At 70.9% G+C, this 20,294-nt stretch carries 21 protein-coding genes and 1 tRNA gene; 7 read left to right on the top strand and 15 right to left on the bottom strand.

All coding sequences use genetic code 11. The annotated features are described in order from the left end of the window. Positions 1-237: 237 nt before the first annotated feature. From HWD93_RS16590 to HWD93_RS16560, 7 genes are all read right to left on the bottom strand, one after another. A complete protein-coding gene (locus HWD93_RS16590) occupies positions 238-1,125 on the bottom strand; it encodes an endonuclease domain-containing protein (RefSeq protein WP_261647413.1) in 888 nt (295 codons plus the stop codon). A gap of 260 nt (positions 1,126-1,385) precedes the next feature. Next, positions 1,386-3,005 carry a chaperonin GroEL gene (groL, locus tag HWD93_RS16585; protein WP_070417818.1) on the bottom strand — a complete coding sequence of 540 codons (1,620 nt, stop codon included), beginning with the start codon at positions 3,003-3,005 and terminating at the stop codon, positions 1,386-1,388. Between the two features lie 259 nt (positions 3,006-3,264). Then, positions 3,265-3,468 carry a cold-shock protein gene (locus HWD93_RS16580; RefSeq protein WP_022903461.1) on the bottom strand — a complete coding sequence of 68 codons (204 nt, stop codon included), beginning with the start codon at positions 3,466-3,468 and terminating at the stop codon, positions 3,265-3,267. 203 nt (positions 3,469-3,671) lie between these two features. Further along, entirely contained in the window at positions 3,672-4,253 is a 582-nt protein-coding gene (locus tag HWD93_RS16575) for a LytR C-terminal domain-containing protein (RefSeq protein WP_070417817.1), read from the bottom strand. Continuing rightward, positions 4,250-4,546 (bottom strand): DUF3263 domain-containing protein, encoded by a 297-nt coding sequence (locus tag HWD93_RS16570; RefSeq protein ID WP_229085283.1) that lies wholly within the window; start codon positions 4,544-4,546, stop codon positions 4,250-4,252. Before HWD93_RS16570 ends, HWD93_RS16575 begins: the two co-directional genes overlap by 4 nt. Before the next feature lie 96 nt (positions 4,547-4,642). Continuing rightward, a complete protein-coding gene (locus HWD93_RS16565) occupies positions 4,643-5,644 on the bottom strand; it encodes a DUF2332 domain-containing protein (protein ID WP_261647412.1) in 1,002 nt (333 codons plus the stop codon). Then, positions 5,644-6,117: a GNAT family N-acetyltransferase gene (locus HWD93_RS16560; RefSeq protein WP_261647411.1), complete on the bottom strand. Its 474-nt coding sequence runs from the start codon at positions 6,115-6,117 to the stop codon at positions 5,644-5,646. The genes HWD93_RS16565 and HWD93_RS16560 overlap by 1 nt, the downstream gene beginning before the upstream one ends. 57 nt (positions 6,118-6,174) lie before the next feature. Between HWD93_RS16560 and msrB the strand changes: the two genes are divergently transcribed. Further along, positions 6,175-6,579: a peptide-methionine (R)-S-oxide reductase MsrB gene (gene msrB / locus HWD93_RS16555; protein ID WP_070417813.1), complete on the top strand. Its 405-nt coding sequence runs from the start codon at positions 6,175-6,177 to the stop codon at positions 6,577-6,579. A 36-nt stretch (positions 6,580-6,615) separates the two neighbouring features. Beyond that, positions 6,616-6,691 (top strand) — tRNA-Thr (locus tag HWD93_RS16550). Positions 6,692-6,874: 183 nt separating this feature from the next. Here HWD93_RS16550 and HWD93_RS16545 read toward each other — a convergent pair. Both HWD93_RS16545 and HWD93_RS16540 read right to left on the bottom strand, forming a co-directional pair. Further along, entirely contained in the window at positions 6,875-7,906 is a 1,032-nt protein-coding gene (locus HWD93_RS16545) for an aldo/keto reductase (RefSeq protein WP_261647410.1), read from the bottom strand. 53 nt (positions 7,907-7,959) lie between these two features. Then, complete coding sequence (locus HWD93_RS16540) at positions 7,960-8,760, bottom strand: alpha/beta fold hydrolase (RefSeq protein ID WP_261647409.1); 801 nt, start codon at positions 8,758-8,760, stop codon at positions 7,960-7,962. Here HWD93_RS16540 and HWD93_RS16535 point away from each other — a divergent pair. Further along, on the top strand, positions 8,759-9,556 hold the full coding sequence (locus HWD93_RS16535) for an NAD(P)H-hydrate epimerase (RefSeq protein ID WP_261647408.1): 798 nt from the start codon (positions 8,759-8,761) through the stop codon (positions 9,554-9,556). The genes HWD93_RS16540 and HWD93_RS16535 overlap by 2 nt on opposite strands. Before the next feature lie 21 nt (positions 9,557-9,577). Here the strand turns inward: HWD93_RS16535 and HWD93_RS16530 are convergent, their stop codons facing one another. Then, positions 9,578-10,519, bottom strand: a complete 942-nt coding sequence (locus tag HWD93_RS16530) for a 2-deoxy-5-keto-D-gluconate 6-phosphate aldolase domain-containing protein (RefSeq protein WP_261647407.1) — start codon at positions 10,517-10,519, stop codon at positions 9,578-9,580. Between the two features lie 64 nt (positions 10,520-10,583). Between HWD93_RS16530 and HWD93_RS16525 the strand changes: the two genes are divergently transcribed. Beyond that, the gene (locus tag HWD93_RS16525; RefSeq protein WP_261647406.1) at positions 10,584-11,477 is read left to right on the top strand and encodes a neutral zinc metallopeptidase; all 894 of its coding nucleotides are present in this window, start codon (positions 10,584-10,586) and stop codon (positions 11,475-11,477) included. Between the two features lie 19 nt (positions 11,478-11,496). Here the strand turns inward: HWD93_RS16525 and HWD93_RS16520 are convergent, their stop codons facing one another. After that, a complete protein-coding gene (locus HWD93_RS16520; RefSeq protein WP_261647405.1) occupies positions 11,497-12,441 on the bottom strand; it encodes a thioredoxin domain-containing protein in 945 nt (314 codons plus the stop codon). Positions 12,442-12,684: 243 nt separating this feature from the next. Between HWD93_RS16520 and HWD93_RS16515 the strand changes: the two genes are divergently transcribed. After that, a complete protein-coding gene (locus HWD93_RS16515; protein WP_070417806.1) occupies positions 12,685-13,785 on the top strand; it encodes an ABC transporter ATP-binding protein in 1,101 nt (366 codons plus the stop codon). Between the two features lie 82 nt (positions 13,786-13,867). Continuing rightward, positions 13,868-15,175: a DUF4032 domain-containing protein gene (locus HWD93_RS16510; protein WP_092385133.1), complete on the top strand. Its 1,308-nt coding sequence runs from the start codon at positions 13,868-13,870 to the stop codon at positions 15,173-15,175. 132 nt (positions 15,176-15,307) lie between these two features. On the opposite strand, the gene rlmB is transcribed toward HWD93_RS16510, so the two are convergent. From rlmB to HWD93_RS16490, 4 genes are read right to left on the bottom strand one after another with little or no spacing between them, the layout of a single operon-like run. Next, positions 15,308-16,318, bottom strand: a complete 1,011-nt coding sequence (gene rlmB / locus HWD93_RS16505; RefSeq protein ID WP_070417805.1) for a 23S rRNA (guanosine(2251)-2'-O)-methyltransferase RlmB — start codon at positions 16,316-16,318, stop codon at positions 15,308-15,310. Positions 16,319-16,346: 28 nt separating this feature from the next. Further along, a complete protein-coding gene (gene cysS, locus HWD93_RS16500; RefSeq protein WP_261647404.1) occupies positions 16,347-17,756 on the bottom strand; it encodes a cysteine--tRNA ligase in 1,410 nt (469 codons plus the stop codon). A gap of 17 nt (positions 17,757-17,773) precedes the next feature. Then, positions 17,774-18,949: a 2-C-methyl-D-erythritol 4-phosphate cytidylyltransferase gene (ispD, locus tag HWD93_RS16495; protein ID WP_261647403.1), complete on the bottom strand. Its 1,176-nt coding sequence runs from the start codon at positions 18,947-18,949 to the stop codon at positions 17,774-17,776. A 49-nt stretch (positions 18,950-18,998) separates the two neighbouring features. Continuing rightward, positions 18,999-19,481 (bottom strand): CarD family transcriptional regulator, encoded by a 483-nt coding sequence (locus HWD93_RS16490; RefSeq protein ID WP_017888066.1) that lies wholly within the window; start codon positions 19,479-19,481, stop codon positions 18,999-19,001. Positions 19,482-19,639: 158 nt separating this feature from the next. Here HWD93_RS16490 and HWD93_RS16485 point away from each other — a divergent pair, with 158 nt between their 5' ends. Beyond that, entirely contained in the window at positions 19,640-20,245 is a 606-nt protein-coding gene (locus HWD93_RS16485; RefSeq protein WP_071295879.1) for a hypothetical protein, read from the top strand. The last annotated feature ends 49 nt before the right edge of the window (positions 20,246-20,294 follow it).

Genomic DNA, 20,294 nt, shown 5'->3' with positions numbered 1-20,294 from the left:
CCCCGGGCCCCCGCACGCCCGCCCGCTGGCCCGAGGTCGCAATACCTGCCGCCCACCCACGCGCTCGGCGGCAATTCGTGCGACCCGGACGCCCCACGCGCGGCAGGTCGCGCGACCTCGCGACGAACCCGCCAGCACACGCCGAGGTCGCAATACCTGCCGCCCACCCACGGGCCGGGCGGCAGTTCGTGCGACCCGGGCACCTCACCTGCGGCATGTCGCGCGACCTCGACCAGGTCATGCCCGTGGTCGAGCCGACGATCGCGCGACGAACGCCTGACGAAGCCGCTCGAAGAGGACCGCAGGACGGTCGACGTCTCCTCGATTCGCGTGGAGGACGAGCCATCCCTCCACGGTCATGGAGTTGTCCCGGCGCTGATCGTGCTCGAACGTCGCACGCTCGCGGTGGTGGTCCCCGTCGTACTCCAGTGCGATCCGGAGCTCCGGCCAGCCCATGTCCACCCGCGCCAGGAACCGCCCTGCACGGTCGAACACCTCGATCTGAAGTTCCGGTTCAGGGAATCCCGCGTCCACGACCGCAAGACGCAGCCACGTCTCCATCGCTGACTCAGCCCCGATGCGGATGAGCTCGACGGCCGCACGCGCAACGGCGCCGGAGCGCTGCCCGGGAAGGATCGTGGCGGCCAGGGCGTCGACCGTCGTCCGGTCCGGCCGTCCGACGAGGAAGTCCCCGACCGCCACGAGCTGTCGAACGCTCAGCAGCCCAGCGCACTCGCGCCACGCATGTTCCGGCCCGCTGACGCGCAGACCGTCCCACATCACTACGGCCGCCGCGGATCGACGTCGGTGTCCGACGACACCGGGCCGACGCATGAGCGGGCCGGCGCCGATCGTCGTGACGTGCAGGCTGCCCTCGAACTGGCGCGGGAGCGGAGCACCCCAGAGCTCGACAGCGGTCGTGTGACTGAAGTGTTGATCTGGGCGCATCACGAGTGCGAGCGCGGCGACGGGCGACATCAATGCATCTGCCGACCGGACGCCGTGCACCGGGCGGGCGAGGTCCCGCCGGCGGAGTCGACCCGGATCGACCCCGGCCGCGAGCGCGTCGCAGACCCGGAAGCCGTTCGGATCGAGTTCGTCGGGGAGCGGAGACGGCCGAGGCATGGCGAGAGTGTGGCGGTGCGGTGCGAGCCGCGACCATCCTTCGAGCCGAACTGTGGAGAACGTGACGACCCGCGCCTCCTGTGCGGTGTGCGCTGGTCGCACAACACGCCGTGGGCGGGACGGTGAGGTCGCACGAACTGCCGCCCGTCGCGCTCTCGAGCGGCAGTTCGTGCGACCTCGGCGCCCCGCCCGCCGCCGCACCCCCCGCACGCGGAAGGGCCCCGCACGCGCAGCGTGCGAGGCCCTTCCGTCAGGACTGCTTAGAAGTCCATGCCACCCGTCGGGTCGCCGGCCGGAGCAGCAGGGGTGCGCTCGGGCTTGTCGGCGACGACGGCCTCGGTCGTGAGGAACAGACCGGCGATCGACGCAGCGTTCTGCAGCGCCGAGCGCGTGACCTTGGCCGGGTCGATGATGCCCGCGGCGACGAGGTCGACGTACTCACCGGTCGCGGCGTTGAGGCCGTGACCCGACTCGAGCTCGCGGACCTTGGCGGCGACGACACCCGGCTCGAGACCGGCGTTCAGCGCGATCTGCTTGAGCGGCGCGTCGATCGCGACGCGGACGATGTTCGCACCGGTCGCCTCGTCGCCCTCGAGCTCGAGGGTGTCGAGCACGACGGACGCCTGGATGAGGGCGACGCCACCACCGGCGACGATGCCCTCTTCGACAGCGGCCTTCGCGTTGCGGACGGCGTCCTCGATGCGGTGCTTGCGCTCCTTGAGCTCGACCTCGGTCGCGGCACCGGCCTTGATGACGGCCACGCCACCGGCGAGCTTCGCGAGGCGCTCCTGGAGCTTCTCGCGGTCGTAGTCGGAGTCGGTCGCCTCGATCTCGGAGCGGATCTGACGGACACGGCCCGCGATCTGCTCCTCGTCTCCGGCACCCTCGACGATGGTCGTCTCGTCCTTGGTGATGATGACCTTGCGGGCCTTGCCGAGCAGGTCGAGCGTGGCGTTCTCGAGCTTGAGGCCGACCTCTTCCGAGATGACCTGGCCGCCGGTGAGGATCGCGATGTCCTGCAGCATGGCCTTGCGACGGTCGCCGAAGCCCGGGGCCTTGACGGCGACGGACTTGAAGATGCCGCGGATCTTGTTCACGACGAGCGTGGCCAGGGCCTCGCCGTCGACGTCCTCGGCGATGATCAGGAGCTGCTTGCCCGCCTGGATCACCTTGTCGACGACCGGCAGGAGGTCCTTGATGTTCGAGATCTTCGAGTTGACGATCAGGATGTAGGCGTCCTCGAAGACGGCTTCCTGACGCTCGGGGTCGGTCACGAAGTACTGCGACAGGTAGCCCTTGTCGAAGCGCATGCCCTCGGTGAGCTCGAGCTCGGTGCCGAAGGTGTTCGACTCCTCGACGGTGACGACACCTTCCTTGCCGACCTTGTCGATGGCCTCGGCGATGAGCGCGCCGATGGTCGGGTCAGCGGCCGAGATCGACGCGGTCGCGGCGATCTGGTCCTTGGTCTCGATGTCCTTCGCGTTGGCGAGGAGCTGGTCGGAGACGGCGGCGACGGCCTTCTCGATGCCGCGCTTGAGCGACACGGGGTCGGCACCGGCGGCGACGTTGCGGAGGCCTTCGCGGACGAGGGCCTGGGCGAGGACGGTCGCGGTGGTCGTCCCGTCACCGGCGACGTCGTCGGTCTTCTTGGCGACCTCCTTGACGAGCTCCGCACCGATCTTCTCGTACGGGTCGTCGAGCTCGATCTCCTTGGCGATGGAGACACCGTCGTTCGTGATCGTGGGGGCGCCCCACTTCTTCTCGAGGACGACGTTGCGGCCGCGCGGGCCGAGCGTCACCTTCACGGCGTCAGCCAGGATGTTCAGGCCGCGCTCGAGGCCACGGCGGGCCTCCTCGTCGAAAGCAATGATCTTAGCCATGTGAGTTTCTCGTCCCTCCCGGACGTCGTCATGGGGGTCGTGCTGGCACTCAGCGTGAGCGAGTGCCAACGCCGATTCTGGCACTCGCAGGGGTCGAGTGCAACACCGCCAGGAGGCGCGGGTCGAGTTCCCAGGACACGCACCGACACGAGCGACGAACGCACCGACACGAGGGACCGAAGCGACGAACGCCGGTCGCCGCACACGGACGAACGCGCCGCCCCGGACGGGACGGCGCGTTCGCGAGGTGGTTGCCGGGTCAGGCGGGACGGACCGATTCGGCCTGCGGCCCCTTCGACCCGGTGCCGACGTCGAACGTCACTGCCTGGCCCTCCTCGAGGACCTTGTACCCCGACATGTCGATTGCCGAGTAGTGCACGAACACGTCCTGGCCCCCTCCATCGACGGTGATGAAGCCGAAGCCCTTCTCGGCGTTGAACCACTTCACGGTTCCGTTGGCCATGATCTCTTGCTCCCTGCGGTGGTGCTGGTGCGGACGGCGTAGTCGCCGTCTTGGGGAGACTCTTACCGAACAATGCCGACAGGGCAAGAGGTGTGACGTTGTTTCACGTCGATTCCGACAAGAATCAACGTGCTCGAAACACGGCCGTCACAAATGCACGCATCACCAACCGGAGAACGCGACCAGGAATGCGCCGGGAACGATCAGCCGGCGTAGTCCGCGCCGAGCACGACGCTGATGTCGGCGTTCGGGAACGCCGCCGACTGCTGCACCGCGGTCGTGCCCAGCGACTTCGCGATGCCCTGCGCGACGGCGGCCTGGGCGGCCTGCTGGTAGTACACGATCGTCGAGGTCGCCCCGGTCGTGCCGGCGTCCCCCGTCGACGTCACCTTCCACCCGGCCGAGGTCAGCGCCGCGCTGCCCTTCGCCGCGAGGCCGGTCGTCGACGTGCCGTTCAGCACGACGAGCGTCGTCGCACCCTGGTCGGCCGGGGTCCCCGCGGCCGGTGCCTGCGACGCCGACGAGGACGCGGACGACGACGGCGCCGCCGATGCGGACGCCGACGCCGAGGCCGAAGCCGACGGCGATGCCGAGCCGGTGAACGAGTAGCTGCCGTTCAGGAGCGCGAGCGCGACGACGCAGACCCCCACGATGACACCGGTGGCGAGCGCCGCCCACGCGAACGCGATCCACCCGCGCCCACGCCGCTGCGCACCGCGGTGCGCCCCGACCCGGGGGCCGTCGGCGACGTCGTCGAACCGGTCTCGGGGGTATCTCGTCGTCATCGTTCCTCTTCACGTCCTTCGGGAGCTGCACCGGGCGCGACGAAGCTGCGCGCCGCCCGGGCACTGGTGCGCGCGTACCGGAGCCGCTGCAGCCGGGAGACCAGCTGCGGGTCGTACGCGAGCGCCGCGGGCGAGTCGATCACACGGTTCAGCACCTGGTAGTACCGAGCGGGCGACATGTCGAACTCGACCCGGATCTCCGCTTCCTTCGTGCGGTCGTGCCGTGCCCGGTCGTGCTCGAACGCGAGCACGTGCTTGGCGAGCTCGTCGAGCTCGACGGGTGTGGCGGTCACTGCGGTTCCGATCACGGTGGGGGAACGGGTCTCGCACATCGTAGGGGTGGAGGTCATCCGCACCCTGGCACGCCGCTGGACTGTCGCGAAGACCGGTCACAGGTTCGGATCGGCCAACCACCGGACGCGGACCCCGAACGGGTCCGAGACGGCCAGGGCCACACCGTCGAGCGATGCGGTCGCGAACGCCTCCGGATCAGCGGGGTCGACGTCGTCCGGCAGGGTCGCGGCGACCCCGCTGAGGATCCCCGTGCGTTCCAGCGCGATCCAGTGCACGCCCCGCTCGCGCACCCGGTCGACGAACCGCTGGCGGTCCGCGCCGGGGACGTACACGAGGGTCCCGGTGGTCAGGACGACGGGCACGACGTCGTCCGGCAGGGCCTCCAGTGCGCGGTCGAGGTCACCAGGCAGGGTGCCCCGGATGCGGACGGGAGGCGCGGCGAGCGTCGCACGCGCAGCCTCGCGCATCAGGGCGGTGCGGTCCGTCGCCTCGGGCGGGACGGCCTCGACGAGCCGGTCGAACGCCCCGGGCCCGGCGAGGTCGATCGGGTTCGGGTCGAGGGCCACCCGCGCCCGGACCTCGATCGGTTCCGGTGCCGGTGCCGGCACCGCGCCGCTGGCCGCCGCGACGAGGTGCACGCCGGGCTCGACGGAGGCCGTGTGCATGCGGACGACCTCGGACCGCGCCCCGACGACGTAGTCGAGCGTCACCCGGTCCGGGATCGAGCACAGCCCCGCCGCTGCCCCCGCGTCGACGAGACCGAGCGGCCGCCCGACCCGCGCGGCGAGCGCCGCGAACAGCGGGACCACCGGGGCGAGGCGTCTGGGGTCGTTGGCCTGCACCGTGGCGGAGGCGAGGGCGGCGACCAGGGCGGGTCGCGCCTCCTGGACGAGCGCGCGCAGCGCACCGGGGTCCGCCGGATCGGCGCCCAGGCGACGGGCGACCGCGAAGAGGAGTTCCGGCTGCCGCTTCGATTCCGGGACCTCGTCGAGCAAAGACACCGCCCCGTCGTCCAGCGACCGCGCCCACGCGGCGTAGGACGGCGAGACGCCCGCGATGCGCTCCGCGTAGGCGGCGTACCGCTCCCGCGTGTCCATCAGCGACCGGGACGGTGCATGCCGACGTGACGGATGCCGGCCTCGTCGTAGGGCGCTCCGAAGCGGACGAAGCCGTGGCGCTCGTAGAGTCCGGCGACGTACTCCTGGGCGTGCAGGACGAACGGCTCGTGCCCGTGCGCACCGAGCACCGCGGCCACGAGGCGACCGGCGATCCCGCTCCCGCGGTGTCCGGGGTCGGTGGCGACCCGGCCGATCACCCAGGCGGGTGCTGCCGAACCGTCCGGGTGGGCCTCGTCCGGTGCGGGTCGGATGAGCCGCAGGTACCCAACCGCTCGGTCGTCGGTGCCGAACCACCAGTGCTCGGTGTCCGGTTCACGGTCACGGCCGTCGAAGTCCTCGGCCGTGACGCGTTGTTCCAGTGCGAACACGCGGTTCCGGAGCACCACGATGCCGTACAGTTCGTCCGTCGTCAGACGGTCCCAACGGGCGTGGTGCACGGAATGTTCGGACATCGTCGCGAGTTTACCGAAGTGGTCGTCCAGCAACGGCGACAGGAGCAGGAGGAAACAATGGCATACAACGTCGACAAGTCCGACGCCCAGTGGCGCGAGGAGCTCTCCCCGGACCAGTACGCCGTCCTCCGGCAGGCCGGCACGGAGCGCCCGTGGACGGGTGATCTCCTCGACGAGGAGCGCGCCGGTGTCTACACCTGTGCGGCGTGCGGCGCGGAGCTGTTCAAGAGCGGCACGAAGTTCGACTCCGGCTGCGGCTGGCCGTCGTTCTACGAGTCGGTCGATCCCGACGCAGTGCAGCTGCTCGAGGACAACTCCCTCGGCATGGCACGCACCGAGGTCCGCTGCGCGAACTGCGGCTCGCACCTCGGCCACGTGTTCCCCGACGGGTTCGGCACGCCGACGGGTGACCGCTACTGCATGAACTCGATCTCGCTGAACTTCTCCGAGAAGAGCGAGTGAGGCCCCGGCGCGTCCGCCGCTAGGATGGGCGCGTCAGCCGGCATGGCGCAATTGGTAGCGCACCGTACTTGTAATACGGGGGTTGCGGGTTCGAGTCCCGCTGCCGGCCCCACATGCGAAGGCCCCGGGTGGGAACACCCGGGGCCTTCGGCGCGAGGAACACGGATCAGGGGGCGTTCCGAGCGCTCGACGCGGTAACCAGCCGGTCGTGCAGTGATGGTGACACCGCACCGAACACGGTGTCCACATCCCTGGTCAAGCTCGCGGAAAGCCGCACCCGTCGGACAGCGAACGCTCAGCGACCCCCGGTGATCTTCCGCTCGCGCTGCGCGACACCCGCGGTGCCGTAGGGGTAGTCGTCGATGCGCGGCGCGCTGACCTCGGTGAGCCGTGCGAGCTCGGCGTCGTCGAGGACGAGGTCGGCGGCACCGAGGTTGTCCTCGAGCTGCGAGACCGTCCGGGCACCGAGGATGACGCTCGTCACGGCCGGTCGGGCGAGGAGCCAGGCCAGGGAGACCTGCGACCGCGAGGCACCGTGCGCCTCGGCGATGTCCGACACCGCGTCGAGGACGGCCCAGGTGCGCTCGTCGCCGTTCCGCGCCTCCCACGCCTCCATCCCGCGCGCCGGGTTCTCGCCGAGCCGGGTCGCGCCGCTGGGGGCCTCGTCGCGCTGGTACTTGCCGGAGAGCCAGCCGCCGGCGAGGGGCGACCAGGGCAGCAGGCCGATGCCGGCGTCGAGGCAGGCGGGGACGATCTCGTGCTCGATGTCGCGGACGAGCAGGTTGTACTGCGGCTGCAGCGTCACGGGCGGGGCCCACCCGTGGCCCTTCGCCTCGTACACGGCCTTCGTGATCTGGTACCCGAGGTAGTTCGAGAACCCGTAGGAGCCGATCTTGCCCGCGGACACGGCGTCGTCGAGGAAGCGCAGGGTCTCCTCGATCGGGGTGAGGGCGTCCCACGCGTGCATCTGGTACAGGTCGATGTGTTCGACACCGAGACGCTCGAGCGAGGCGTCGAGGGCGACCCGGAGGTGCCGACGGGACAGCCCGAGGTCGTTCGGCCCGTCGCCCTGCGGGAAGCGCCCCTTCGTGGCGAGGACGACCTGCTGTGCCTCGGTCGGGTGCGCGGCGAGCCAGCGGCCGATGATGCGCTCGGACTCGTTGCCGGAGTAGACGTCCGCCGTGTCGATGAGCGTGCCGCCGGCGGCGACGAACGTGTCGATGATGGTGTGCGAGGTGGGTTCGTCGGCTTCGCTGCCGAAGGTCATGGTGCCGAGGGTCAGCGTCGACACCGATGTCCCGCTGTTGCCGAGGAGTCTGTAGTCCATGGCCGGGACGGTACGCGCGACCACCGGGGACAACGAGGACCTGGCAGTACCCGTCAGCGCTGGTCGGACACGGCGGTCTCGGTCAGGAACGTGATCGCGGCCTGGCGGAAGTCGCGCGACGTCGGTGCGTTGAAGTGGTTCCGGCCCGGGATCTCGAAGAACGAGGCGTCCGGGGCCGCCGCCGCGAGCCGCACGGCACTGTCCTTGATGCCGTCCTCGCTGCCCGCGGCCATCAGTACGGGCTGCGCGGGCGCGTTCGACGGCGTCGGCTCGATGCTGCCCCGCATCCCCTCGACCATCGCCACGAGCGCGCCGAGGTCGTTCCCCTCGACGCCGGCGGCCATCGTCAGGTAGCCGTTCGTCACGCGATCCTCGATCGGGGTGCCGTGGGCGAGGTGTGCCTTCGCCTGGTCGACCCGCACGCGCCGCATCGGGTCGGCGTCGGGGATGCCGCCGAACACCGCACGGGTGATCCGGTCGGGGAGCTGCTCGGCGGTGTGCCAGCCGACGCGGGCGCCGAGCGAGTACCCGAGGTACGCGACGTCGTCGAGCAGGTAGGTGTCGATCACGCTGACGACGTCCGCGACGAGGAGCTCCATCGAGTACGCGGACGGGTCGTGCGGCTTCGACGAGGCACCGTGCCCGCGCTGGTCGAGCGCGACGACGCGGTACCCGGCGCGGACGAGGTCGCGCGTCCACCCCGAAGCGTGCCAGTTCAGCAGCGCGCCGGAGGCGAACCCGTGCACGGCGACGACCGCCGGCGCCTCGGGGTCGCCGAAGTCGTAGGTCGCGATCTTCAGCCCGTCCGGGGACATCACGACGCGGGGACGGGGTGCTTCGGGGACGAGTGACATGTCCCCTCCAGGCTACCGGGGCACTGTGGTCGCCATGGACGGCTACGGCGGCGATCAGATCCGGGCGGCGGAGCGGCCGCACCTCGACGCGGGCGAACCGCTCATGCAGCGTGCGGCGGACGGGCTGGCACGGATCGTCGGCGGACTCCTCGACGACCCGGCCGTGCGTCCGGCTGACGGACCGGGATCGGTCCTGCTGCTGGTGGGCAGCGGCGACAACGGTGGTGACGCGCTGTTCGCGGGGGCACGCCTGGCGGCGGGCGGGAGGCGCGTGACGGTGCTGCGCGTCGGCGCACGCGTCCACGGGGCGGGCCTGGCAGCGGCGCTGGACGCCGGGGCGCGCCTCCTGGACCGCCCGTCCGACACCGGGTCGGTCCGTCCGGCCGCGGACCTCCTCGCAGCGGCCTCCCGGGATGACGCTGCGCGTCTGGCCGCCGTCGCGACCGACGCGGCGCTCGAGGCGGACCTGGTGCTCGACGGGATCCTCGGCATCGGCGTGCACGGCGCGTCCGCGCTCCGCTCGCCGGCGCGCGAGGTCGTCGCGGCGATCCGCCAGCTCGCACGCGACCAGCGCGCACCGTTCGTCGTGGCGGTCGACGTGCCGAGCGGCATCGACGTCGACACCGGGGCGATCGCGGACGACCACGTGCTGCAGGCGGACGTCACGGTGACGTTCGGCGGGGTGAAGGCCGGGCTGCTCCGCGGACCGGGCGCGAGCCTCGCCGGGCGGATCGAGCTCGTCGACGTCGGGATCGGTGCGGACCTGGCGGGCGTGGAGCCGCTGGTCCGCACCTGAGACCCGGGCTCGGACCCGGGGTCAGACCGCGCCGGCGTCCACGCCGTGCTCGATGCCCGGGCGGGCCTCGAGCCAGGTGTCGACGAAGTGGCGGTAGTTCGCCGCGATGAGTCCCTCGGCGGCCTCGGTGTCGAGGTGTTCGCGGACGACGTCCTCGAGCGGTTCCTCCCAGTTGCTGCGACCGATGGCGAACCCGACGAACCCGTCCACCCCGGCGGCGGTGCGCAGCCAGTGGTCGAGCTGCTCCTCGGGGGCGTCCCGTCCGAGGACGATGCAATGCACCGCGTCCCGGCCACCGCGACGCACGGTCCGGACGACCCGTTCCGCGTCCGCGCGCTCGTCGAGGCCCTCGAGCTTCCACACGTCCGCCTCGACCCCGTGGTCCTGCAGGTACTCGATGACCTGCACGACGAGGTCCGGTCGGAGGTCGCGGTCGTAGTCCTCGACCGATGCCCGCTGCTCGTCGGTCGCTGGCACGAGCAGTTCGACCAGGAACGGCCGGCCGGCAACGTGCAGCACGCCCGCGACCTCGGCGAGCTCCGATGCCTGCCGCTCGCGGCGCTCCGCGTCGAAGTCGGGGTTGTCACGCACGAGCACCTTCACCCAGTCCGGGTCGAAGGCGTCCACGTGCGCGATCCAGTCCTCGCCGTACTCGAGTTCGAACCACTCACGGCCCGACCGCTCGATCGGCATCGCGAGCTGGAGGCCGGCCTCCTTGACGAGCCGGGCGACGTCGGAGCCGTAGCGCTCGTCGACGAGGACGCCGGTCCGCTCGCGGGATGCACCTGCCGCGAGCGCCGTGAGGACGCCGCGGTAGACGAGCTGCTTCCCGGCGCGCACGCGCTCGGCCTCGGCGTCGCCCCGCGGCTCCCCGCCGGACTCGTCGTAGGTGTGCTCGAGGAGCGAGGACCGCTGGTCCATCGCGAAGAGGAAGAGGGGGTGGGATTCGTCGAGGACGGGCATGCCGTCCGGTCTACTCCTCCCGCCGATGCGGGCACCGAGCACCGCTCACCCGTACATTCGGGGCATGACGTTCAACGACGACTCGCAGCTCAAGGGCGGGAAGGTCACCCGGCGGGGGCGCGGCGCTGCGATCGGCGGCGGCGCGGTGGGCGTCGGCGCCATCGTCGTGTTCCTCATCGCACAGTTCACCGGCGTCGACCTCTCCGGCATCATCGACGGCGGCAACGGCACGACCGAGATCCAGCAGCGCGGTGAGACCATCGACGCAGCAGCCGAGTGCCGAACGGGCCGTGACGCGAACCTCAAGATCGAGTGCCGGATGGAGGGCGCCGCCGAGTCGCTCGACGGGTACTGGACGTCCGAGTCACGGAAGCTCGGGATCGCCTACACGACCCCGGGGTTCATCCTGTTCGAGGGCTCGACGAGCACCTCGTGCGGCCAGGCGTCGGCGGCGACCGGCCCGTTCTACTGCCCGCCGGACCGGGCGATCTACCTCGACACCGCGTTCTACGACGACCTGCAGTCGAAGTACGGCTCCTCCGGAGGGCCACTCGCGCAGATGTACGTCGTCGCGCACGAGTGGGGCCACCACATCCAGCAGCTCCAGGGTGCCTTCGCGAACACCGACCGCTCCGGGACCGGTGCGTCGTCCGGCAGCGTCCGCGTCGAGCTGCAGGCGGACTGCTACGCGGGCGCCTGGGTCGGCGACGCCGCGACCACGAAGGACGCGAACGGCGAGACCTTCTTCGAGCCGATCACGCGTGCCGAGATCGAGGACGCACTGTCCGCCGCGAGCGCCGTCGGCGACGACAGCATCCAGGAGCGCTCGAGCGGTCGGGTCGACCCGGACTCGTTCACCCACGGGTCGAGCGAGCAGCGCCAGAACTGGTTCCTGCGGGGCTACCAGCGCGGCGCGACGGCGTGCGACACCTTCAGCGTGCCGGGTTCGTCCCTGTAGTCCGGGTCAGCAGCCCGGGTCAGTTCGACGGCGAGGCGCTCGGCGTCGCGGACCGGGTCGGGGTGGCACTCGGCGTGGGCGTCGGCGTCGGCGTCGGGGTGGCGTCGCTCGCACCGGCAGCCGTCACCACGAAGGTCCGGAAGTCGTCGTTCGTGATCGGCGACGTGAGCTCGTAGCGCTGTCCGTTCACGAGCACGAGGGGCGTGCCGGGGAACTCCTTGAGCGTCGACCCGGGGATGTCACCACCGGTCACCGCGGTGGTCCGCTCGTCGATCCACTTGCTGTATGTCTGGTCCTCGATGCACTTCGTGATCGTCGACCGCTTCTGCAGCCCGTCCACGCCCGTGACGACCTTCGTCAGCTGCGCGTCGGTCAACCCGGCGGTGCCCTCCTCCGGCTGCTTCGCGAACAGCGCCTGGTTGACGGCGAAGAACTGGTCCGGCGAGCTGTCCGCGACGCAGGCGGCGGCGTTCGCGGCACGGAGCGAGTACTTCGTGCCCTGCGACCGGTTCGAGAGGATCGCGATCGGGTGGATGTCCACCGTCGCCGCACCGGAGTCGACGAGGTTCTGGATGTACTCGCCGTTCGCGTCCTCGAACTGGCCGCAGATCGGGCAGAGGTAGTCGACGTACATCGTGATGCGCACCGAACCGGCGGCGTCCGTCGAGGTCGGCGCGGGCGACTGCGAGGACGCCGTGACCGCCTTGAGGTCCTGCCCGATCGTGATGCCGCCCTGCGAGGTGTTCGCCGGGCCCGGGCCCGCGGGCTGCACGGAGTCGACGAGGACGAGTGTCACGACGGTCGCTGCGGCGAGCAGGACGATGCCGATGCCGATCTGCAGGCCGAGTCGGAGTCCGCGCTGGCGGCGCTTCTGCTGGGTGCGGGCACGCTGGGCGCGCTGTCGTGCGGCTTCGCGTCGTTCGTTCCGCGCGGCGCGGGCGTCACCCTCGGGGCGGTTGGTCATGCGTCGAGTGTCCTCACGTTGGTCGTCGTCCGTACGGCTTCCCCCGGCAGGCCGGACGGACCCGCCGATCGTACCGGGAGCCGATGGGAACCACCCAACCCGGTGTGAGCACTGGCGTTCCCGGGGCAGATCGTGTTGTATGAACCTCGATGGTCGACGGCGACCATCCGGGGCCCCCACGGGCAACCGCTTCACTCGGATCGTCCGGCACGTACCTGCCGGTGAAGGAAGGACCGAACGCTCATGGCGTCCGTCACCTATGACAAGGCAACCCGTCTCTACCCCGGAGGCAACCGTCCCGCGGTCGACTCCCTCGACCTGGACGTCGCCGACGGCGAGTTCCTCGTCCTCGTCGGCCCCTCGGGCTGTGGCAAGTCCACGTCCCTGCGCATGCTGGCCGGCCTCGAAGAGGTCAACTCCGGCTCGATCCGCATCGGTGACCGCGACGTCACGGACGTCCCGCCGAAGGACCGCGACATCGCGATGGTGTTCCAGAACTACGCGCTGTACCCGCACATGACCGTCGCCGAGAACATGGGCTTCGCGCTCAAGATCGCCGGCGTCGGCAAGGACGAGCGCGCCACCCGCGTGCAGGAAGCCGCGAAGCTCCTCGACCTCGAGCAGTACCTCGGCCGCAAGCCGAAGGCGCTCTCCGGTGGTCAGCGTCAGCGCGTCGCGATGGGCCGCGCGATCGTCCGTCAGCCGCAGGTGTTCCTCATGGACGAGCCGCTGTCGAACCTCGACGCCAAGCTCCGCGTCCAGACCCGCACCCAGATCGCCTCACTGCAGCGTCGTCTCGGCGTCACCACGGTCTACGTCACGCACGACCAGACCGAGGCGCTCACCATGGGTGACCGCATCGCGGTGCTCAAGGACGGCATCCTGCAGCAGGTCGGCTCGCCGCGCGACCTCTACGAGAAGCCGAACAACGTCTTCGTCGCGGGCTTCATCGGCTCGCCGGCGATGAACCTCCTCCCGGCCGACGTGGTCGAGGGCGGCATCAAGTTCGGTTCGCTCAACCACCCCATCGACCGCGACACGCTCTCCAACGCGCGTTCCGGGAACATCACGGTCGGCATCCGCCCCGAGGACGTCATCGTGGCGCAGTCGGGCGAGGGCCTGCCGGTCACGGTCGACGTGGTCGAGGAGCTCGGCGCCGACGGCTACCTGTACGGTCACGCCGACGTCAAGGGTTCGCGCGTCGACATCGTCGCCCGCGTCGACGGGCGTTCGCACCCGTCGATCGGTGACACGATCGTCGTCACGCCGAAGCAGGGCCACGTGCACGCCTTCGACACCGAGTCGGGCGAGCGGCTCGACGACAAGGCCGTCGTCAGCGCGTAACGCTGGAAGGTCCCCACAGGAGGCGCGGTGCCAGCTGGCACCGCGCCTCCCGTCCGTCGCACACGTACCAGAGGAACCAACCGTGCCCGACTCGATGTCCATCACCGCCGCAACCGTCGACCCCGGACTCCTCGACCTGCCGTGGGACCTCCCCCTGGCGGACTGGCCGGACGAGACGATCGTCGCTCTCCCGAAGGGCATCTCGCGGCACCTCGTGCGGTTCGTGCAGCTCGGCGGGTACGTCGTCGCCGTGAAGGAGACCGGCGAAGAGGTCGCCCGCTCGGAGTACGAGATGCTCCGCACCCTGCAGCGCATGGACGTACCGTGCGTCGACCCCGTCGCGGTGATCACGAACCGGGTGAGCGCCGACGGCGAGGCCCTGCACCCCGTGCTCGTCACCCGGCACCTGCGCTTCTCGCTGCCGTACCGTGCCCTGTACTCGCAGACACTGCGGCCCGAGACGGCCACCCGCCTGGTCGACGCCCTCGCGCTCCTGCTCGTGCGGCTGCACGTCATCGGCTTCTACTGGGGCGACGTCTCGCTCTCGAACACGCTGTTCCGACGTGACGCCGGTGCCTTCGCGGCGTACCTGGTGGACGCCGAGACCGGCAAGCTCTACCCCGGCGGCCTCTCGAACGGGCAGCGTGAGAACGACCTCGAGGTCGCGCGCGTGAACATCGCCGGCGAGCTCCTCGACCTCGAGGCGGGCGGTCGACTCGACGAGAACGCCGACGCCGTGGACGTCTCGAACCGGATCGTCGCGCAGTACCGGACGCTCTGGAAGGAACTCACCGGCACCGAGCAGTTCGACGTCAAGGAACGCTGGCGCATCAACGACCGCGTCGAACGGCTCAACGCGCTCGGCTTCGACATCGAGGAGCTCTCGATCCACACGACCGAGGGCGGGTCGCAGGTGCGCATCCAGCCGAAGGTCGTCGACGCGGGACACCACCAGCGACGACTCCTGCGCCTCACCGGGATCGACGCCGGCGAGAACCAGGCGCGGCGGCTCCTCAACGACCTCGACTCGTACCGGGCGCGCAACGGCCGCGACCTCCTCGACGAGGAGATGGTGGCGCACGAGTGGGTGTCGCGGGTGTTCGAGCCGGTGATCCGGTCGATCCCGCGAGACCTGCGCGGGCGGCTCGAGCCGGCCGAGGTCTTCCACGAGCTGCTCGAGCACCGCTGGTTCATGTCGCAGGAAGAGGAGCGCTCGGTGTCGCTCCCCGAGGCGACGACCGCGTACATCAACGACGTGCTCCGGCACCGTCGCGACGAGCGTCTGCTGATCAACCCGCCGACGTCGTCGATGACGCTGCCGATCCCGGTCGTCGACGACGCGGTGCCGGCGTCGCCCGACGACGTCGAGGACTGGCGAGCCGGGGTCTGACGGGCGCGGGGTCGCCCCGGCGCGCGCCCCGGGCACGCCCGCGCGCCCACGCGCCCGCGCGCCTCACTTGGTGAGCAGAAATGGTCGCCTCCCGAACCGGGAGGCGACCATTCCTGCTCACGAAGTGCGCGACTACTCGGCGCGACGGCGCCGGGCGACCTCCCACAGAGTGACGCTCGCGGCGATGCCCGCGTTCAGGGACTCCGTCGCGCTCGAGATCGGGATCGAGACGATCGCGTCGCAGGTCTCGGTGACGAGGCGCGAGAGGCCCTTGCCCTCGGAACCGACGACGATCACGATCGGACGGTCGGCGAGCTCGAGGCCGTCGAGCTCCACGTCGCCGTCACCGTCCAGGCCGAGGACGAACAGGCCCATCGACTTGAGCGACTTGAGGGTCTGCGTGAGGTTCGGGGCCATCGCGACGGGGGTCCGGGCGGCCGCACCGGCGGAGGTCTTCCACGCGGACGCGGTCACACCGACCGAACGCCGCTGCGGGACGACGACACCGTGGCCGCCGAAGGCCGCGGTGGAGCGGATGATCGCACCGAGGTTGCGCGGGTCGGTGATGCCGTCGAGGGCGACGAGCAGCGGGACCTCGTCCTTGGCGAACGCCCGCTCGACGACGTCCTCGGCCACGGCGTACTCGTACGCCGGGACCTTGAGCGCGACACCCTGGTGCACGCTGTCGTGCCCCGTGATGCGGTCGAGCTCCGGACGCATGATCTCCATGATCGGGACGCCGCGGTGGTTGGCGAGCGCGAGGATCTCCTTGACGCGGTCGTCGACCTCGATGCGGGAGGCGATGTACAGCGTCGTCGAGGGGGTCTTCGTGCGCAGGGCCTCGAGCACCGAGTTGCGGCCGGTGACCAGCTCGGAGTCGTCGGTCTTCCGCTGCGGCGGACGACCGGTGCGCTGCTGCGGCGAGCTCGACGCACCGTGGCGCCCGCGAGCGGCCTCGAAGCGCTCCTTCGCCGCCTTGCGCTTGCCGGCGGGGTGGTACGGACGGTCCTCGGCCTTCGGCGTGGGCTTGCGGCCCTCGAGCGCCTGCGCGCCCTGGCCGCCGGAGCCGACCTGCTTGTTGCCCTTGCGACCGGTCCGGACGGCGCCCGGCCGTCCCTTCTTGCTGCCCGAGACGTTCTTCATTGCTCTCTCCTGTCCGGCACTGCCGTTGTCAGGCGATGCTCCAGCGTGTACCTGCTGCGGTGTCCTCGATCGTGATGCCCGCGGATGCGAGGTCGTCGCGCACGCGGTCGGCCGTGGCGAAGTCGCGTGCGGCCCTGGCGTCGGCGCGTTCCTGCACGAGGCGTTCGACGAGTGCTGCGAGCGGTGCGGCCGATGCGTCGTGGCCACCACCCGACCAGTGGGCGGCTCGCGGATCGATGCCGAGCACTTCCACCATCGCAGCCACCTGATGGTACGCGGTTCCGAGCGCTTCCGCATCGTCCGCGTCGAGGGCGGCGTTCCCGGAGCGGACGGTCTCGTGCAGCACGGCGAGGGCCTGGGGCACCGAGAGGTCGTCGTCCATCGCCGCGGCGAAGGCCTCGGGCACCCCCGGGGCATCGGCCAGCCGGACGCCCTCGAGCCGCGGTGCGGCCCGGGTCAGGAAGCCCTCGATCCGGTCGAGCGCCGCCTCGGCTTCGGCCAGGGAGCCGTCGTGGTGGTCGATCGACGAGCGGTAGTGCGCGGCGCCGAGGAAGTACCGGACGACCACGGGACGCGCGGACCCGAGGAAGTCCGCGGCGAAGATCGAGTTGCCGAGCGACTTCGACATCTTCTGCCCGTCGACGGAGACCAGGCCGTTGTGCAGCCAGTAGGAGGCGAACGGGTCCCCGGCCGCCGTGGACTGCGCGAGTTCGTTCTCGTGGTGCGGGAAGCGCAGGTCGAGTCCGCCGCCGTGGATGTCGAACGCCGGGCCGAGGTAGCGCCGGGACATCGCCGAGCACTCGATGTGCCAGCCCGGGCGGCCGGGGCCCCAGGGCGAGTCCCAGTTCGCCGTCGACGGCTCCCCGGTCTTGGCGCCCTTCCAGAGCGCGAAGTCACGGGGGTCGCGCTTGCCGCGGGGATCGGCGTCGGTGGCCTCGACCATGTCCTCGCGCCGCTGCCGGGTGAGCGCCCCGTAGGACGCCCAGCTGCCGGTGTCGAAGTAGACGTCGCCGGAGCCGTCCGCCGCAGCGTAGGCGTGCCCGCGGTCGATGAGCTTGGTGATGATGTCGTGCATCTGCGGCACACTCGCGGTGGCTCGGGGCTCGTACGTCGGGGGCAGGATGCCGAGGGCGTTGTACGCGGCCGTGAACTCGAGCTCGACGCGGTACGCCCGGGCGAACCAGGCCTCGTCGGTGCCGTGCGCGAGGTCGAGCACCTTGTCGTCGATGTCCGTGACGTTCCGCACGAGCGTGACCCGGAGGCCGCGGTGGGTGAGCCAGCGGCGCCAGATGTCGTAGACGAGCGCGGAGCGGAGGTGCCCGATGTGCGGCGACGACTGCACGGTCGGACCGCACACGTACATGCTCACCTGTCCGTCGACCAACGGGACGAGGTCGACGACGGCAGCGGCGCGGGAGTCGTAGAGGCGAACGGTCACGCGTCCAGCCTAGGACGTCAGACCGGTCGGACGACGGCTGTCGCGATCGCGGCGAGCCCCTCGCCGCGGCCGGTGAACCCGAGACCGTCCGTCGTCGTGCCGGAGACCGCGACCGGGGCCCCGACGACGGCACCGAGGGCGTCCTGCATCTCGGTCCGACGTGCGCCGATGCGCGGGCGGTTCCCGATGACCTGCACGGTGACGGACACGGGCGCCAGACCGGCGGCGGCCAGCATCGCGACCGCACCCCGGACGAAGACGTCACCCGCCGCCCCGGCGTAGGCAGGGTCCGACGTGCCGAACGTCCCGCCGATGTCGCCGAGCCCGCCCGCCGAGAGCAGGGCGTCGCAGACCGCGTGCGCGACCGCGTCGCCGTCGCTGTGGCCGGAGAGCCCCGCTTCACCGGGGAAGTCGAGCAGCCCGACCCGGCACGGGGATACCGCGTCGAACGCGTGCACGTCCACCCCGAGGCCGACCCGGGTGTCCACGGGGGTGGCGGCGCGGGCACGCACGATCGACTCGGCACGACCGAGGTCCCACGGGGTGGTGATCTTGAAGGCGTCGGCGTCGCCGGGGACGAACCGCACGGTGCCGCCCGCTGCCTGGAACACCCCGGCGTCGTCGGTCTCGGCCTGCTGCGACACGGCGTACGCCTGCCGGAGCGCGGCGAGCGGGAAGCCCTGCGGCGTCTGCACCCCGACGAGTGCTGCGCGGTCGACGGTCTCGACGACGACGTCCCCGTCGACGCGCTTGATCGTGTCCGTGACGGGCAGTGCGGGGACGAACCCGGCACCCGCCCCGTCGTGCAGCGAACCGGCGACGGCATCGAACACCCGCTCGAACTGGGCTGGTGGCGTCAGACAGCGCGCCGCGTCGTGCACCAGCACCGCGGTGACGGAGTCCGGCAGCACGGCCAGGCCGGCCTCGACCGAGGCATGGCGATCCGCGCCTCCGGGGACGACGGCCGTGTACGCGACCGCCGCCCCGGCGACGGACGCGACCACCTGTCGGCAGTCGTCGAGGAGCGCCGCCGGCGCGACCACCACGACGAGCGTCGGCGACGGCAGGGCGAACAGCGGCTCGAGCGCCCGCGCGAGCATCAGCGTGCCGGCAACGGGGACGAACGCCTTGGCCGTCCCGATGCCGAGCCGCGTGCCGGAACCGGCCGCAACGACGACGACCGCCCTGTCCACCCCGTGGGGGAACAGAACGGTCGAGGACGTGTTCAGTGGTTCGGTGCGCTCAGGAGGCGAGGACCTCGTCGAGGACGGTCGATGCCTTGTCCTCGTCGGTCTTCTCGGCCAGCGCCAGCTCGGAGATCAGGATCTGCCGCGCCTTGGCGAGCATCCGCTTCTCCCCCGCGGACAGGCCGCGGTCCTGGTCGCGGCGCCAGAGGTCGCGGACGACCTCGGACACCTTGATGACGTCACCGGAAGCGAGCTTCTCGAGGTTCGCCTTGTAGCGACGCGACCAGTTCGTGGGCTCTTCGGTGAAGGGGGCACGCAGGACCTCGAACACCTTGTCGAGGCCTTCCTTGCCGATCACGTCACGGACTCCGACCAGGTCGACGTTGTCCGCCGGGACCTCGATCGTGAGGTCACCCTGGGTGACCCGCAGCTTCAGGTAGACCTTTTCCTCACCCTTGATGACGCGCGTCTTGACTTCAGAGATGGTTGCCGCCCCGTGATGGGGGTAGACGACGGTCTCGCCGACCTCGAATTGCATGTATCAGGCTCCGTTCCGAGACACCCAGTTTACCACAAGCGTTGTTCGGGTAAGGGGCGCCTAACAACTGGCACCCCCGCTGATCGGTAGGATGGTGCCGGACCGTCCGGTCCACAATCGTGATCTTCCGGAGGAATCTCTTGCGAGCTCGGGTACTCGTGTCCGTCGCCGTTGCGGCAACCATCGCGCTCGGCGCCACCGGCTGCGAGTTCATGTCGCCCGCACAGACGACGGAGATCAAGCAGATCACCGACGGCGTGAACGTGTCGACCGGCAAGGTGGACATCCGCAACGCGCTCCTCATCGCGGACGACGCCGACGGCGCCCGGTTCGTGGGCACGATCGTGAACAACGCCGAGCGGGACGACATCACCCTCTCGATCGAGGTCGGCGGGGACACCCAGACCGTCACGGTCCCGGCGAACACGCACATCGACCTCGGCGGCGCCGCGGAGCCCTCCGAGCAGGCCACCGCCTCGACGGAAGAGGGCGACGGCACCACGCAGGGCACGGCCGCCGGCGACTCGCGGGAGGTCGTCTTCGACGACGCCGACACCAAGCCCGGCTCGCTGGTCAAGGTCTACTTCTCGTACTCGGGCGCCGAGGGCGTCTCGGCGAGCGTCCCGGTGCTGACCAGCCAGCAGGAGGAGTACGCGACGCTCGCGCCGACCTCCTCGCCGGAGCCCACCAGCGAGATCACCCTCCCGGTCGAGACGCCCGCGGCCACGCCGACGGACGACGCGACGCAGGACGCCGGCAACTAGCAGCAGACGCACGCACAGGAGGCGCGGTGCCGGTCCCAGGGACCGGCAC

The sequence above is a fragment of the Curtobacterium sp. C2H10 genome (assembly GCF_025407985.1).
Lineage (GTDB): Bacteria > Actinomycetota > Actinomycetes > Actinomycetales > Microbacteriaceae > Curtobacterium.
Note: the sequence above shows the minus strand (reverse complement) of the source record. Positions and strands in the feature narration are given on the sequence as shown.